At 71.5% G+C, this 14,377-nt stretch carries 18 protein-coding genes; 11 read left to right on the top strand and 7 right to left on the bottom strand.

The features are described 5' to 3' along the window. Positions 1-18 precede the first annotated feature (18 nt). Positions 19-573, bottom strand: a complete 555-nt coding sequence (locus tag PV721_RS09335) for a YbaK/EbsC family protein (protein ID WP_319722386.1) — start codon at positions 571-573, stop codon at positions 19-21. Between the two features lie 169 nt (positions 574-742). Between PV721_RS09335 and rox the strand changes: the two genes are divergently transcribed. Then, positions 743-2,188 (top strand): rifampin monooxygenase, encoded by a 1,446-nt coding sequence (rox, locus tag PV721_RS09330; protein ID WP_319722416.1) that lies wholly within the window; start codon positions 743-745, stop codon positions 2,186-2,188. Between the two features lie 52 nt (positions 2,189-2,240). On the opposite strand, the gene PV721_RS09325 is transcribed toward rox, so the two are convergent. Together PV721_RS09325 and PV721_RS09320 are read right to left on the bottom strand one after the other, a co-directional pair. Continuing rightward, positions 2,241-3,431: an anhydro-N-acetylmuramic acid kinase gene (locus PV721_RS09325; protein WP_319722385.1), complete on the bottom strand. Its 1,191-nt coding sequence runs from the start codon at positions 3,429-3,431 to the stop codon at positions 2,241-2,243. Beyond that, positions 3,428-4,756: an MFS transporter gene (locus PV721_RS09320; protein ID WP_319722384.1), complete on the bottom strand. Its 1,329-nt coding sequence runs from the start codon at positions 4,754-4,756 to the stop codon at positions 3,428-3,430. The genes PV721_RS09325 and PV721_RS09320 overlap by 4 nt, the downstream gene beginning before the upstream one ends. Before the next feature lie 446 nt (positions 4,757-5,202). Between PV721_RS09320 and PV721_RS09315 the strand changes: the two genes are divergently transcribed. Continuing rightward, positions 5,203-5,613, top strand: a complete 411-nt coding sequence (locus tag PV721_RS09315; protein ID WP_416371066.1) for a C40 family peptidase — start codon at positions 5,203-5,205, stop codon at positions 5,611-5,613. Between the two features lie 26 nt (positions 5,614-5,639). Here PV721_RS09315 and PV721_RS09310 read toward each other — a convergent pair whose 3' ends face one another. Beyond that, a complete protein-coding gene (locus PV721_RS09310; protein WP_319722382.1) occupies positions 5,640-5,876 on the bottom strand; it encodes a hypothetical protein in 237 nt (78 codons plus the stop codon). Between the two features lie 198 nt (positions 5,877-6,074). Between PV721_RS09310 and PV721_RS09305 the strand changes: the two genes are divergently transcribed. The 6 genes from PV721_RS09305 to PV721_RS09280 all read left to right on the top strand — a co-directional run bounded on the left by PV721_RS09305 (position 6,075) and on the right by PV721_RS09280 (position 9,831). Beyond that, complete coding sequence (locus tag PV721_RS09305) at positions 6,075-6,350, top strand: DUF6355 family natural product biosynthesis protein (protein WP_319722381.1); 276 nt, start codon at positions 6,075-6,077, stop codon at positions 6,348-6,350. A 119-nt stretch (positions 6,351-6,469) separates the two neighbouring features. After that, a complete protein-coding gene (locus PV721_RS09300) occupies positions 6,470-6,721 on the top strand; it encodes a hypothetical protein (protein ID WP_319722380.1) in 252 nt (83 codons plus the stop codon). Then, entirely contained in the window at positions 6,694-7,128 is a 435-nt protein-coding gene (locus PV721_RS09295) for a DUF1963 domain-containing protein (RefSeq protein WP_319722379.1), read from the top strand. The genes PV721_RS09300 and PV721_RS09295 overlap by 28 nt, the downstream gene beginning before the upstream one ends. Positions 7,129-7,211: 83 nt before the next feature. Continuing rightward, the gene (locus PV721_RS09290; RefSeq protein ID WP_319722378.1) at positions 7,212-7,781 is read left to right on the top strand and encodes a hypothetical protein; all 570 of its coding nucleotides are present in this window, start codon (positions 7,212-7,214) and stop codon (positions 7,779-7,781) included. A 349-nt stretch (positions 7,782-8,130) separates the two neighbouring features. Further along, positions 8,131-8,370, top strand: a complete 240-nt coding sequence (locus PV721_RS09285) for a hypothetical protein (protein ID WP_319722376.1) — start codon at positions 8,131-8,133, stop codon at positions 8,368-8,370. 216 nt (positions 8,371-8,586) lie between these two features. After that, entirely contained in the window at positions 8,587-9,831 is a 1,245-nt protein-coding gene (locus PV721_RS09280; RefSeq protein WP_319722375.1) for a PP2C family protein-serine/threonine phosphatase, read from the top strand. A gap of 47 nt (positions 9,832-9,878) precedes the next feature. Here PV721_RS09280 and PV721_RS09275 read toward each other — a convergent pair whose 3' ends face one another. Further along, positions 9,879-10,571, bottom strand: a complete 693-nt coding sequence (locus PV721_RS09275) for a DUF6882 domain-containing protein (protein ID WP_319722374.1) — start codon at positions 10,569-10,571, stop codon at positions 9,879-9,881. 136 nt (positions 10,572-10,707) lie between these two features. Here PV721_RS09275 and PV721_RS09270 point away from each other — a divergent pair, with 136 nt between their 5' ends. After that, positions 10,708-11,766, top strand: coding sequence for a VWA domain-containing protein (locus tag PV721_RS09270; RefSeq protein ID WP_319722373.1), 1,059 nt, complete (start codon positions 10,708-10,710; stop codon positions 11,764-11,766). A gap of 37 nt (positions 11,767-11,803) precedes the next feature. On the opposite strand, the gene PV721_RS09265 is transcribed toward PV721_RS09270, so the two are convergent. Continuing rightward, on the bottom strand, positions 11,804-12,763 hold the full coding sequence (locus PV721_RS09265; RefSeq protein WP_319722372.1) for a hypothetical protein: 960 nt from the start codon (positions 12,761-12,763) through the stop codon (positions 11,804-11,806). A gap of 96 nt (positions 12,764-12,859) precedes the next feature. Here PV721_RS09265 and PV721_RS09260 point away from each other — a divergent pair, with 96 nt between their 5' ends. Continuing rightward, positions 12,860-13,045, top strand: a complete 186-nt coding sequence (locus tag PV721_RS09260) for a hypothetical protein (protein WP_319722371.1) — start codon at positions 12,860-12,862, stop codon at positions 13,043-13,045. A 365-nt stretch (positions 13,046-13,410) separates the two neighbouring features. Here the strand turns inward: PV721_RS09260 and PV721_RS09255 are convergent, their stop codons facing one another. Further along, positions 13,411-13,821 (bottom strand): SgcJ/EcaC family oxidoreductase, encoded by a 411-nt coding sequence (locus PV721_RS09255; RefSeq protein WP_319722370.1) that lies wholly within the window; start codon positions 13,819-13,821, stop codon positions 13,411-13,413. Positions 13,822-13,880: 59 nt separating this feature from the next. Here PV721_RS09255 and PV721_RS09250 point away from each other — a divergent pair. After that, a partial coding sequence (locus PV721_RS09250; RefSeq protein ID WP_319722369.1) for a flavoprotein occupies positions 13,881-14,377 on the top strand: 497 nt, incomplete at its 3' end.

Genomic DNA, 14,377 nt, shown 5'->3' with positions numbered 1-14,377 from the left:
CCGCAGGAGCGGGGAACGTCAGAGTGCAAGGCCCTCGATGAGCTCGGCGCCGGGGAGTTCCGCGAACAGCTTGCCGGGCGCGATGAGCTTGCCGCGTCGGCGTCCGCTGCCGACGAGCACGTACGGCATGTCGGCGACCACCGGGTCCACCAGGAGCGGCCAGCTGTCCGGCAGACCCAGCGGGGTGATGCCGCCGTACTCCATGCCGGTCAGCTCCACGGCCGTCTCCATCGCCGCGAAGGACACCTTGCGCGCGCCCAGGTGGCGCCGGACGGCGCCGTTCGCGTCGACCCGGCCGGCGGAGGGCACGAGGCAGGCCGCGAGGGTGGTCGCGCCGCCGCGCTTGGCGGCGACGACCACGCAGTTCGCCGACTGACCGAGCAGCTCCTGCCCGTAGTGCGCGACGAAGGCGCCGGTATCGGCGATGGCGGGGTCGGTGTCCACGTACAGGATCTGCTCGGCCGGGACGTCCCCGGTCCAGCCTCCGACCGCGTCGGCGACGGGCGTGACGAGATCCGCGAGGCAGTCGGGAGCGGGCACCGCGTTGTCGAAGGGCCCGATGGGAGCGCGCATGTCCGCACGTTAACACCCTGCCCGGACAGCGCAGGGCAAAAGGAAAGGCAAGGAGGTCACCCACTCCTTGCCACTCTCAACTTATAGCGCACCGGGGGGCTTGCGGCAAGACCCCCGTCGTGCCGCAGAATCGTCGGCCGAAGCCAGGACCTGCGGAAATGAGGCTTTCCTGATGGACGTGATCGTCGTCGGCGGTGGACCGACCGGCTTGATGCTGGCCTGCGAGCTGCGGCTGGCCCAAGTGGACGCGGTCGTGCTGGAGAAGCTGCCCGAGCCCACGGGGCAGTCCCGCGGGCGCGGCCTGCACGCGCGCAGCGTCGAGCTGATGGACCAGCGCGGTCTGCTGGACCGGTTCCTCGCGGTCAGCGAGAAGTTCCAGGTCGGCGGTTTCTTCGGCGGCATCATGAAGCCGTGGCCGGCCGGGCTGGACACGGCCCACCCGTACGGGCTCACCACCCCGCAGCCGGTCACCGAGCGGCTGCTCGACGAGCGCGCCCTCGAACTCGGTGCCGAGATCCGGCGCGGCTGCGAAGTGGTCGGGCTGAGCCAGGACGCGGCCGGGGTGAGCGTCGAGCTGGCCGACGGCACGCACCTGCGCTCGCGCTACCTCGTCGGGTGTGACGGGGGCCGCAGCGTGGTGCGCAAGCTGGCCGGCATCGCGTTCCCCGGCGAGCCGGCCACGGTCGAGACGCTGCTCGGCGACATGGAGGTGACCGAGGAACCGGCGGTGATCGCCGCCGTCGTCGAGGAAGTCCGCAAGACCCAACTGCGGTTCGGCGCCATCCCCGACGTGGACGGGAACGAGGGGGTGTTCCGCATCGTCGTGCCCGCCGACGGTGTGGCCGAGGACCGCACGAGCGCGCCGGCCCTCGATGAGTTCAAGCAGCAGCTGCGGGCCTTCGCGGGCACCGACTTCGGCGTGCACTCGCCTCGCTGGCTGTCGCGGTTCGGCGACGCCACCCGGCAGGCCGAGCGCTACCGGGTCGGCCGGGTGCTGCTGGCCGGCGACGCGGCGCACATTCATCCGCCGACCGGAGGGCAGGGGCTCAACCTCGGCGTGCAGGACGCGTTCAACCTCGGCTGGAAGCTGGCGGCGGAGGTCAACGGCTGGGCGCCGGAGGGCTTGTTGGACAGCTACCACGCCGAACGGCACCCGGTGGGCGCCGCCGTCCTGGACAACACCCGCGCGCAGATCACGCTGCTGGGGACCGACGCCGGTGCTACGGCGCTGCGCACGCTGTTGTCGAAGCTGATGGACTTCGAGGAGGTGAACCGGTACGTGACCGGCATGATCACGGCGGTCGACGTCCGCTACGACTGCGGCGAGGGCCGCGAACTGCTCGGCCGACGGATGCGGGACGTGAGCCTGAAGCAGGGCCGGCTCTACGAGTTGCTGCGCGGCGGCCGCGGACTCCTGCTCGACCAGACCGGCCGGCTCTCGGTGGAGGGCTGGGCGGACCGGGTCGACCACGTGGTCGACGTCGTCGGCGCCGACGCGGAACTGGACGTGCCCGCGGTACTGCTGCGGCCGGACGGCCATGTGGTGTGGGCCGGCGACGACCAGCAGGATCTGCACGGCCGCCTGCCCGAGTGGTTCGGCGCGCCCGTCGGCTGAGTGGACCGGGCGGGCCGGATGGGCCGGATGGGCCGGGCGCACGCGCCCGGCTTCAGCTCGGCACCGGGGCCCGTACGGACAGGGAGTGCGGAGCAGGGGTCGGTTCCGCGGGCAGCCGGAGCGGGCGGCTGCCCGGGGTGATCGAACCGAGGATGCGGGGGCCGGCGGCTCCGGTGCACGCGGGGGCGTTGCCCGGGAGGCCGTGCAGCGTGAGGTACCCCAGCACCGCGAACGCGTACGCCTCCTTCGCCGCGGCCGGCAGCCCGAGTTCCTCCGACGTGCGCAGGGCCGCCGTGCCGCCCAGTTCGGCGCGGAGCATGCCCGTCAGCGTCGGGTTGAGCACACCGCCGCCCGACGCGAAGACCTCGGTGGCTCCCAGTGGCCGCAGGGCGTCGGCGACGGTGCGGGCGGTGAGGCACGTGAGCGTGGCGACGAGGTCCTGCGGCGTGAGCGGGCCGAAGCCCGTCAGCCGGGAGCGCAGATAGCCCTCGTGGAACAGCTCCTTGCCCGTGGTCCGCGGTGCGGGCAGCCGGTAGTAAGGCTCCGCGAGCAGCCGTTCCAGCAGCGCCTGGTGCACCTGGCCGGCCGCCGCGAGCGCGCCGTCCTCGTCGTACGGGAGCCGCCCGCCGCTCAGTTCGCGCACCGCGGCGTCGATCAGCGCGTTGCCCGGCCCGGTGTCGAACGCGACCGGGTCGCCGCTGCGCGGCACCACGGTGACGTTGGAGATGCCGCCGATGTTCAGGGCGGCGGGCACGCCGGGCCGGCCGCGCAGGAGCATCAGGTCGATCAGGCTGACCAGGGGCGCACCCTGCCCGCCGGCGGCGACGTCCCGCGGCCGGAAGCCGGAGACGACGGGGCAGCCGGTGGCCTCGGCGATCCAGGCCGGCTCACCGAGCTGGAGGGTGCCGTGGACCTGGCCGTCCGCCGCCCAGTGGTAGACGGTCTGGCCGTGTGAGGCGACCAACTCGGCTCCGCTGTCGCACAGTTCACGGTCAGCCCGGACGGCGAGCCGCCCGAAGGCCTGCCCGATGCGGGTGTCGAGGCGGCACACGTCGGCGAGCGTGGTGGCCGAGGGCGGCAGGGCCGCCGCGAGCGCGTTCCGCAGGTCGTCCGGGTACGGCTCGCTCACCATGCCCAGCGGGGTGAGGTGCAGCGCCCCGTCCCCCTCCCGGACTTCGAGGTCGCAGGCCGCGGCGTCGATGGCGTCGTACGAGGTCCCCGACATCAGGCCGACCACTCTCATCGCAGGGGCTCCCGGTGGTCGTTCCCGCGCAGGGTCAGCAGCGCGAGTGAGCTGACGGCGCAGGCGCCGGCGGCGTAGTAGGCGGGGATGGCGGTGTCTCCCGTCCTGGCGGTCAAGGCGGTGATGACGAGCCCGGCGCAGCCGGAGAACACCGCGTTGGCCAGGGAGTAGGCCAGCCCGAGGCCGGTGCAGCGCACGCGCCGCGGGAACATCTCGGCCAGCATGGCCGGCCCCGGCCCGGCCAGCAGGCCGACGAGCGCGCCCGCCGCCAGCACGGCAACGGCCCGCGTCTGCACGGACGTTCCGGGTGACTGGAGGAGGTGCAGGAGGGGGAAGGCGAGTACGACGATCCCGAACGCGCCGCCGAGCATGACCGGGCGTCGCCCGAACCGGTCACTGAGGAGCCCTGCGGGCAGGATCGAGGCGGCGAACCCGAGGGTGACGAGCGTGGTGGTCAGCAGGGCGTCCCGGAAGGAGGATCCCAGCGCGGACTGAAGGTGGGACGGCAGGACGACGAGGAAGGTGTACCCGGCCGCGGACCAGCCCATGATCCGCCCGATGCCGAGTACGACGGCACGGGCCTGAACCCCACCGCCGGACGGCACTTCGCCGCCGCGGGTCCCGGGCCCGGCCTGGGCCGGGGGCGCACCCGGCGGCTCCTCCAACGCGGTACGCAGCCACAGCGCGACCATGCCGAGCGGCAGGGCCAGCAGGAACGGGATCCGCCACCCCCAGGCGTACAGGGCTTGGGCGGGCAGGGCCACCGCCAGGGCAGCGGCCGTGGCGGCTCCGGCCAGCAGGCCGAGGGCGACGGTGAAGGACTGCCACGCGCCGTAGAGACCGCGCCGGCCCGGCGGCGCGTACTCCGTCATCAGGGACACTGCACCACCGAACTCCCCGCCCGCGGAGAGCCCTTGGAGCACGCGCAGGAGCGTGAGGAGCCAGGGGGCCGCCGCGCCGATGGTGTCCCGGGTGGGGAGGAGCCCGATCAGGGTGGTGGCGAGCGTCATGAGGCCGATGACGAGGACGAGGGTGGGACGGCGGCCGAGACGGTCGCCGAGACGCCCGAAGAGCAGGGCGCCGACGGGGCGGAAGAAGAAGGCGAGTCCGAACGAGGCGTACGTGGCGATCAGCGCCTCGGCACCGCCCGCGGCCCCCGCTCCTGCGCCCGCGTGCGGGGTGAAGAAGTTGGCCGCGATGACGGTGGCGAAGCACCCGTAGACGCCGAACTCGTACCACTCGACGAGATTGCCGGCCGAACCGGCTAGCAGGGCCCGGCGGGCGGCGGCGCGGGGCGGCGCCGGGATCAGGTCGGTCGAGGTCACGCGTGCTGGGTGCCCGCTCCGCGGCGACCCGATGCCTCACGGCAGCACGGTTCAGCACATCGGCGGCGGCAAGGGAGTTCCGAAAGCACTGGATATCAAACGGATTTGGTCGGGCCCATCGAGGGATCCCGCGTCGCCGCTCCCGGCCGTCAGCGTGAATGCGAGCAAGTCATGCATAACTATTATCTCGAATCGAATGAAAATTCGAGACAAATAGCGCCGTGTCCGATGCCGTTGGGCGCAGGGCGTCGGAGAAAACTGGTCCGCCGTCAGAGCCGAACCACGACACATGCCACCGAGAACGGAACCTGACCACTGATCTGAACCGTCGACTGCCAACCGATTGCGGAGGTGTCACGATGTCCTGCTCCAGGACCGACTTCCGAAAGGCCCCCAAGGGCTTTCTCCTCACGGGCTGTTGCCCCCGAGCACGTGCCGTCTTCTTCATACTGCTCCTCACGTCCGGTGCACTGACCGGTCACGCGGAACCAGCCGACGCGGCCGCACCGTACGGCGTCAGAGCCCTCGAGGTGGCGGCCTCCAAACAGGGCTCGCCGTACGCCTACGGCGCCACCGGGCCCAGACGCTTCGACTGCTCGGGGCTGACCCTCTACGCCTTCAAGAAGGCCGGCAAACGTCTTCCACGCACTGCCGAGCAGCAGTACGAGCACACCCGCCACATCCCCAAGTCCGATCGCGCGACCGGCGACCTGGTCTTCTTCCCCCGCGGCGCGACCATGGGCCACGTCGGCATCTACGCGGGCCAGGACAGGATCTGGCATGCTCCACGCCCCGGCACCTTCGTGCGACTGGAGCGGATCTGGAGCACAGAGGTCCGCTACGGGCGCGCCACCTGAACCGGCGTCCGGCGGGGGCGGAACACCTAGTGCAGGCGCCAGTGGAATTTCCCGCCGCCCACCCACCGGACCGCGTCCGGATCGTCGAGGTCGTGGATGGTGATCCCCTCGGCCGCCGCTGCCAGGATCACATCGGTCATGGACTCCGCCATACGGACCATCTCCCCGTCGATCGCCACGATCCGGAAGGGTGGATCGCCGGGCTGCACCGCCCCCACCGTGACCCGCGGCGAGGCGATGTACGGGCTCGAGCTCTCTGTCATGCGGAGATCGTTCCATGCCGACGCCCGCTTGGCGCCGATTCGCCGGCGCGCCTACCGCCGAGTGGACGCAGGCGGAATCCCCCTGCTGCCCGATGTGACTCGGCCGGTGTGTCGGCACACCAGAGAATCGATTCGGCCAGGTGGGTGGTGCCTAGGGTGATCGCAATGTTGTCAGTATCCGGATTCCGAGGAGTTCCTGTGCATGTTCGTCGCCTCGCCACCGCCCTGCTGTCCGCCGGCCTGATGCTCGCGGGCGGGCTGGTCACCGCCGCGCCGGCCACGGCCGATCCGTGCGGGTACTTCGCCACCGGGTCCGATTCGTTCTACAACCACTGCACGAACGACGGCTCCCGGGTCATCATCGAGGTCGAGGTGTTCGGGCCCAACTACGAGAAGTGCGTGGCCCCCGGCAAGACGTGGCTCGGAACGCGCAGCAAGGTGAGCAACGCCTGGTACGCCGGGCGCACCTGCTGAGCCGGGCGGGCGGTGCGCCGACGCACGCGGGCGCACCGGTCCCGTGGGAACCACGCCCGGTGCCGGCGCAGCGCCGGGCCCCCGCGGCCGCTGTCAGTGCCGGCATGCAGGATCGACCCATGACGCACGCTCCCGCGGAGGCCCTGCACGACCTCGCCCACCGCCTCCTCTCCCCCGACGACGCCGCGCGACGGATCGGCACGCTCGCCCCGGGCCTGCGCCTGGCACACGCCGGTGACGGAGCGGCGGCGGGGCGCCTCGGCGGGCTGCCGGAGCTGCCCGTCGGCACGCCGTGGCCGGTCCGCCGGCACCGTCCCCCGCGGGGCCGCCCTCGTATCCCGAGGTGCCGCTCACCGCGCAGGCGGGGCTGACCGTACCGGCGTCCGACGCCCCGGGCATGCGCGCGGTGTTCGGCGAGGCCGTCCACCCCCGCGAGTGGAGGCGCCACCCGGTCAACGCCAGACCCTTCTGCGACGCCCTCACGGCCCTCGATCCCGAACCCAGCCGTTCCGGGCACGGGCTCGGCGGCCGCGCCGTGCCCGTGCAAGGGGCGGTGGAGTGGGAGGTCGCCCACGCCGTGCTCGGCCCCGGTGCCTCCTGGCAGGACCCCCGGGTGAACGAAGAGGCCGCCAAGTGGGTGCTGCTCGCGCAGATCGACACCGATTGCGCGGCGGACATGACGTGGGGCGACGTAGGCACCCTGTACTGGCTGATCCGCCCCGCCGACCTGGCGGCGGGCCGCTTCGAGGAAGCCCTCTTCACCTGGCAGGGCTGCTGACGCGGCGCCGCGGTGCGGGACGCGATGCGTGCCTCCCGTTGGTTGCGGGTGCCGGGCCCTCCCGGCCGCGGTACCGATGCTGCATGACCCAGAAGAAGGACACGGCAGGCGACGCGACCGCCGAGCGGCCGAGGCAGCGGGGAACCGTCTTCGCCGCCCTCGCCGGAGCACTGATCGGCGCCCTGGCCGGCCTCACGGGCAGCACGCTCGCCTACTTCGAGGCCAAGGACACGCACCGTGAGGAAGCCGGCGCACGACGGGCGGACATCCGGCGGGCCGCCTACGTCGAGCTCGCGGGGAGCACGAACAAGTTCGTGCAGCAGGCCACCCAACTGCTGAGCGTGAGCCTCGACCCCGCCAAGACGCCGGAGGAGAGGCGGCGCCAGTTCGAGGACAGGTACGCACCGGCCAACACGGACCTCGCGCGGGCCCTCACGACGGTGCGCCTGGTGACGACGCCGGAGGGCAGGCGCGACCTGGAAGAGATCAGCACCCGCTCCACTCGCGTAGGAGAGTGGGCGACGGCCGAGTACACCGACGGTCCCGAGGCCGTCGACCTGAAGAAGACCGGAGCCGCGTTCTCGGAGGCCCTGCACCGGCAACTGGCGGCGCTGCAGACCTACATGGACAGAGCCGCCGACGAGGCGCTGTGACAGCCCGCGCCGCCCGCCCCCACGCCGGCCGTCGGGGCTCGCCAGCGTGAAGGCCGCGCCCGTGGGGTACTTGTCCTTCACGGTGAGCACCACACGGCCCGGCTCGGCTCGGAACTCCGCCGCCGAGTGATGCTCCCCCGGGCTTGGCGTCGTCGGCAAGAACGGCGGCGCCGCTCACGATCGTTGCCCGAAGGCGGTTCATGGTGACCCTCACAGATGTATCGTCGTTCCTCGGCGCGCATACGCACAGCGACTGCAGGAACGCACGGTGCCACGGGGCGAGTTCACCCGTGCCTCCGCCAGCAGCTGTCGCTGCTGCCCCCGCCGTCTCCCCACCCGAGGAGTACCCGTGGCCGTCCTCACCACGATCGCCGTGATCCTCGGCGCCTGGTGCGCCGCCGCCGTCGCCACCGCCGCGCTGTACGCCGTCCTGCGCGCCCGCCACGTGCGGCGACAGCGTGCACGGGCGGCCCGAACCGACGCCACCGTCGACCGGTGCGCCGCGTCGGCCGGGCCCGGCGTCCGGAGCTGTTCGCAGGCACGTACCACTCCTGCCGTCCCGAGCAGGACCGCGCCTGACGCGGTGTGACGTGCCGCGGATCCACGCGTCCTCGCCATCCTTTCCGGCGTTGCCGTCCTTGCCCCCGGCCCCCGCGGCTACCACGGTCCGGCCGCCCCCAGACAGGTTGGTGTGACCTCGATCGGGTCAAGGCCGCGCCCCGCGTTCGTCACCGGAACGGACGGGGCTGATGGAATGCCTTCCTCGTCGGGCTCCCCGGGTCGGACCAGGGGTTATGGAGGCGTCGTGCCGGAAGCGGATGGCTTGGAGGCACGCCTGCGCGCGATGGAAGAGGCGCTCGAGCAGGTCGGAACGTCCTTCGCCGAGCGGGAGACCTGGCGGGAGCTCGCGGGGTTCGTGTTCCGGAACCTGTGCGACGCCGCGGCTGTGGAACTGATCGGCCGCGGTGCCAGGAACGAACGCGTGGCCGCGGTCGGCGCCACGGATCTCCTGGGCGGCCCCGCCACCGAGATCAGCCCCGCGGTCCGGGCACTGGACGAGGAACATCCCGTACACGCGTACGGCGGCCGGGGCACAGAAGAGCCCGTGCAGCTCGTCTCCGTGCCGCTGATCGGCCGGGGCGAGCTCTACGGACGACTCCTCGCGGCCCGGGCCCACAGTGGCTTCAGCGACCACGAGACGGCGACGCTGCACTTCGCCGCTCGGCTCGCGTGCGTGCACATCGGACACGCGCGGCGCCAGGCGGCGACCGAGGAGATCGCACTCGATCTCCAGCGCGCCCTGGTGGCCGAACCGGGCCGGCCGCACCCGAACCTGGAGGTTGCCAGCCGCTACCTGCCGGCCGGAGCGCGCGCCCTCGTCGGCGGCGACTGGTTCGAGACCGTGCGGCTGCATTTCGGCCGCACCCTGCTGGTGGTCGGAGACGTCATGGGCCACGGCCTGGAAGCGGCCGTCGACATGAACGCCTACCGCTCCCTCCTGCGCGACGTCGCCTCCACGGATCTCGCCCCGCACCGCGTCCTGCGTCAGCTGGACGCGTTGTCCGCCGCGGACGACAGCCGCCGCCCCGCGACCTGCCTCCTCGTCCGCGTCGATCCGGCCCGCGGTACGGCCGTGTACGCGAGCGCCGGACACCTGCCGCCCGCCGTCTTCAGCGGTGACGGCCCGGGCGAGCTGCTGGAGGTTCCCGTCGGCCCTCCGCTGGGCACGGGCGTCGGCGGATACGAGGCCGTCGCCCTGCCGATCACCGCCGGTCAGACGATCGTCCTCTACACGGACGGCCTGGTGGAACGCCGCGGCGAGGACATCGACGCCTCCCTGGCCCGGCTCGCCGCGCTCCGCATGACCGCCGGAGCGGGAGTCTCGGACGTGGTGGACGCGGTCTGCGGCGGACTCGACGCACAGCACGCCGAAGACGATGTCGCCGTCCTCGCCGCCCGCCTCCGCACCCGGACGTCCCACGGGGCCGCCGGCTATGACGTTGGCATCGGCACCGGAACCGGGACCGGGACCGGGACCGCGCCATCGTGACCGCCCCGCTGGGCATTGCCGCCGCCGCGCACAGGATCGGGCTGTTCTCAGACTGCGGTCAGGCGCACGGCGGCGATGCGGTCCGCGTGGTCGAACTCGATCTCCGCCGCGCTGCCACCGGGTAGATCCGCGAAGATCCGGTCGCCCTCCTCCCGCAGGGACAGGCCGTGGTGCTCCAGGTAGCCGGTGACCACCCGTCGGGCCGAACGGCCGATCAGGCCGGCCCCGGTCAGGAGTTCCCGCGGCAGCGCGACGGTGTCGAGGCCGGCCCTCGGAACCTGCGGGTCGTCCGGCAGGAAGTAGACCAGGCTGTCCGGTCCCGCCGGGAGGCCCAGGTACCCGGGCGCCTCGGCCACACCCATACCGGCGAAGGCCAGTGTCTCGGCTGCCCGCCGGGGGTCCGCGAAACCGGACAGGTCGAGGGTTTCGGCGGTGAACTCGGCGATCCCGTGCTTCCGTCCGTAGCGCTCGATCGCACCGGTCAGCGCCACCACCTCGGTGCCGCGCAGTCCCGGATTGGCCCAGCCCCACATCCAGGACCGGTCCTGCACGTCGTACGTGCCCAGCACGGCGACCCGCAGCTCAAGACCGCCCTGGCGGTAGAGACAGGCCTCGAGGTCCGCCGTCCAGGGGCCTTCCGGCATGTGCTCCGTCAGCGCCTGGAGTTGGGTGGCGCCCCAGGCCGCATGTCGTTCCGCCTCCAGGAGGAACGCGTCACTGAACTGATTCATCGTGATCATGCCCACGACCCTAAGTCCTTGTCGTCCCGACGCCTGCCGCGGGGGCTGCCGGGTGAGGGTCCGTCAAGCTCCATTGTCAGTGCCTCCCCATAGTGTGGAGACATCACTCGGGGAACCTCGGAGGGGGAGCGGAAGCATGTCTGTCAAGAAGATCCAGCACAAGGTGAATCACGTCGCACTGGTCGTGGACAGTTCGGGTTCCATGCATCAGCACCAGAGTCAACTCATTCGCGTCGTGGACGAGTTCGTAGCGGGCCTGAAAGCCGAGTCGGACAGCCTTGGTCATGAGACCCGGATCAGTCTCTATTCCTTCGACCACAGGGTGGAGAACCTGGTCTGGGACATGGACGTGAAGCATCTGCCGTCCATGCGGGGCCTCTACAAGGTGAACAATGGCGCTACGGCCCTCATCGAGGCCTCCCTGAAGTCCCTGGACGACCTGGGCCACATCTGGGAGGAATACGGGGAGCACAGTTTCCTCCAGATCGTGGTGACGGACGGCGAGGAGAACGCCTCCGGCGGCGACAGACGGCACGACGGGGACATGACGATCCTCGGCCCCTGGCTGGACAAGATCGCGGCGAAGATGGGTGCGCTTCCGGGGCACTGGACTTCCGCGATCCTCGTGCCGAACTCCCTGGCCAAGCGGACCGCCCAGAACTACGGCTTCCCGGCCGGGAACATCGCCATCTGGGACGCGGACTCCCAGGAGGGTGTCGAGGAGGCGATAGGCACCGTGCGCGCCGCCGCCACCAGCTTCCTGCGGGGCCGCGAGAAGGGCGTGCGCGGCACGAAGAACCTCTTCGCGGTCGGCCAGGACATATCCGTCGACGACGTGCGGGCGAACCTCGAACCGGTCCCGGCCGACAAGTACCGGCTCCTGAAGGTCGATACGGAGGTCGAAATTCGGGCCTTCGTCGATTCGCATCCCGGCGTGACGTACGAACGCGGGTCCTGCTATTACCAGTTGGGCACCCGGGTTCAGGTTCAGCCCGACAAGGAAGTCATCGTGGTCGAGAAGGACACCGACCGCGCATATACCGGGAACGCGGCCCGCAGCCTTCTGTTCGGCACGGGTGTTCAGGGGACCGTTTCCGTGAAGGCGGGGCACAATCCCACCTTGGAGGTGTACGTGCAGAGTCGTTCGGTGAACCGAAAGCTCAAGCCGAAGACGCGCCTGCTCATCATGCTCTGAATTCCACTCGGAGCCGGTGCGCAACTCGAGCGTGAATTCAGCGGCGCCGCGCCCTCGGGGTGATGCCATCACGTACTTCGAGGGCGCGTCGGGCCTTCCGGGCGGCTGTTCGCGCAGCCTTCGCCTCCTGGGCGGCCTGCTGGTGGCGGTGGTCGGCGGCCTCCGCGGCGGCGCCGAGGCGGTCGTGCTCCTGCTGGGCCCGCTCCAGTTGTTCCTGCAAGTTCGCGATCTGCTCGTCGAGCGCACCGAGCCCGGCGCGGGCCTGCTCCCGCTCCGCCTCCGCCCGGGCGAGCGCTTCCTCGGCCCGCTCCGCCTCCCGGTTCGTCCGCTCGGCCTCGGCGCGTGCCCGCTCTTGCGCCTCCGTGACCCTGGCATCGACCTTCTCGGCCTTGTCTGCCTTGTCTGCCTTCCGTCGCTTCGGTGACGGTGATGGCGGCTGCGCCTGTGGCGCAGCCGTGCCGGGTACGCGTACGGGTGCCAGTTCGTCGAAGCCCACGACCTGGGGCGGGGCCTTGGCCAGCACGCCCCCTGCCCAGGTTTCGGCGGCGTCGGGGTCGGCGAGGACCGTGCGGAGGATCTGCTCGACCTCGCGCTCAACCGCCTCGGAGACCTCCTGCCCCGCCTCGCCGGCCAGGCGACGGGCTTCGTGGGCCATCGCCGCGATCACCACGTGCTGCTGGTGCGACAGCTTCCGCAGGTCCTCCCCGGCCAGGGTCCGGTGCGCCTCGCGCAGCTCCTGGCCGAGCTGCAGCAGGCGCCGGGCCTGGTCGGCGTCGGCGCGGGCGAGCAGGTTCGCGGCCCAGACGGCGAGCGTGGGCTTGCGCAGGGCCGCGATGCGCTTCGCCTCGGCCCGCTCCCCCGCCTTGCGCGCCCCGGCCACGTGTGCGTCCCGGGCGGCCGTGAACTCCTCCGGCCTGAGCCCGTACAGCTCGGTTGCCACCGCGTCGACGTCGACCACCACACCACTGTCCCCCACCAGCGGCGTTTCGGCACGCACCGGCCGGTCACGCGGCAGGGCGACGCATCCGGGGGATATCTTTGCCGCTCCCGCCCCATATCCAGCGAAGACACCTGTTACATCCCAGTCTGGGCGGTGCTGGCCGACGATCACTGGAAGGCGGGTCCGACCGTGCAGCCGAACGAGATCAGCGAGATCCTGAACCACCCGATCAGCCGGGAACTCCTGGCCCGCGATCTGACCCGCCTGGCCTATGTCGCCGAGGACGGGACCCCCCGGGTCGCTCCGATCGCCTCGCGTGGAACGGCTCGGAGATCGTGATGTGCACACCGAAGAACGCCCCGAAGCTGCCGACCCTGCGCCACAACCCGGCGGTCGCCCTGAAGATCGACACCGAGGTGCACCCGCCGAAGACCTGCTCGTCCGCGGACGGGCCGAGCTGGACTTCGTGGAGGGCATCCCGGACGAGTTCCTTCAGGCGAACAGCACGTACACGATGACGCCCGAGCAGCGGGCCGCGTGGGAGGCCGAGGTCCGCTCGCTCTACGACGGCATGGTCCGGATCGTCGTGACCCCGACCTGGGCGAAGCTGATCGACTTCGAGACGACCCTCCCGAGCGCGGTCGAGGAGCTGATCCGTCGGCGGGAGGAGCGCACTCGTTCGTGCGGCGCGGCCCCGGCGGAGCTCAGGCCGCGGTCGACGCCACCTGGGTGTTCTGGCAGGCGGTCAGCAGCCAGCGTCCCTCCGGCTCGCGGGTCATCACGTACAGCGGCGCACCCTCACTGGTCTCGTCGGCCCCGCGGTAGAGCTGGCGTACCTTCACCGCCGCGACGTCCGGCCGCAGGAACTGGATGTGTACCACCTCGTAGGTGACCTCCCCGTCCCAGCTCGCCGCCGGCAGCACGGTCCGCGTGAACGCGGCGATCTCCTCGAAGCCGACGAGGACCTTCCCGTGCGCCGTCGTCCACAGCGCATCCGGATGGAACAGGGCCAGGAAGCCCTCGGCGTCCTTGGCCCGCTGCGTGCGCTCGACCGTGGCGACGACCTCTTCGATCGCCTTGATGGAAGCGGCTCTGGCCGCCTGTTCGATGTTCATGGGCGCGATCATGCTGCCTCAACCATGCTTGAGGTCAAGCGATATGATCATATTGCCCCATGACCACGAAGACCCTCTACCTGCTCTGCTCAGCCGCCCCGCCCGTCTTCGACGTCGCCCACGTCATCGAAGACGCCCAGACCCGCGGCTGGGACGTATGCCTGGGACTGACCCCCACCGCCGCACACTGGGTCTCGGAAAGCCTGGACGGACTCGCCGCCCTCACCGGCCACCCGGTGCGCTGGCAGTACAAATTCCCGGGCGAGGCCGACGTATGGCCTTCCGCCGACGCCCTCCTCTTCGCCCCGGCCACCTTCAACACCATCAACGCCTGGGCCCTGGGCCTCACCGACCGCTTCGTGGTCGGCGTCGCCGCCGAGGCCCTGGGCAAGAACACCCCCACGGTCGCCATGCCCTGCACCAACACCGCCCTCGCCGCCCACCCGCAGTTCGACACCTCCCTGGCCACGCTGCGCGGCGCCGGAGTCGAACTCCTCTACGGCGAGAACGGCTTCGTCCCCGGTCCGGCCGGCCCCGACGCCCCGCCCCACTTCCC

Source organism: Streptomyces sp. MB09-01, from assembly GCF_033794505.1.
In the GTDB taxonomy this organism is placed as follows: domain Bacteria; phylum Actinomycetota; class Actinomycetes; order Streptomycetales; family Streptomycetaceae; genus Streptomyces.
The sequence above is the reverse complement of the archived record's forward strand: the minus strand, read 5'-3'. Positions and strand labels throughout refer to the sequence as shown.

Coding starts and splice junctions, on each gene's coding strand:
- PV721_RS09310 (WP_319722382.1), bottom strand. CDS start 5,876: ATGACAGAGAGCTCGAGCCCGTACATCGCCTCGCCGCGGGTCACGGTG.
- PV721_RS09270 (WP_319722373.1), top strand. CDS start 10,708: ATGTCTGTCAAGAAGATCCAGCACAAGGTGAATCACGTCGCACTGGTC.
- PV721_RS09255 (WP_319722370.1), bottom strand. CDS start 13,821: ATGAACATCGAACAGGCGGCCAGAGCCGCTTCCATCAAGGCGATCGAA.
- PV721_RS09290 (WP_319722378.1), top strand. CDS start 7,212: ATGACCCAGAAGAAGGACACGGCAGGCGACGCGACCGCCGAGCGGCCG.
- PV721_RS09325 (WP_319722385.1), bottom strand. CDS start 3,431: ATGAGAGTGGTCGGCCTGATGTCGGGGACCTCGTACGACGCCATCGAC.
- PV721_RS09300 (WP_319722380.1), top strand. CDS start 6,470: ATGACGCACGCTCCCGCGGAGGCCCTGCACGACCTCGCCCACCGCCTC.
- PV721_RS09335 (WP_319722386.1), bottom strand. CDS start 573: ATGCGCGCTCCCATCGGGCCCTTCGACAACGCGGTGCCCGCTCCCGAC.
- PV721_RS09275 (WP_319722374.1), bottom strand. CDS start 10,571: ATGATCACGATGAATCAGTTCAGTGACGCGTTCCTCCTGGAGGCGGAA.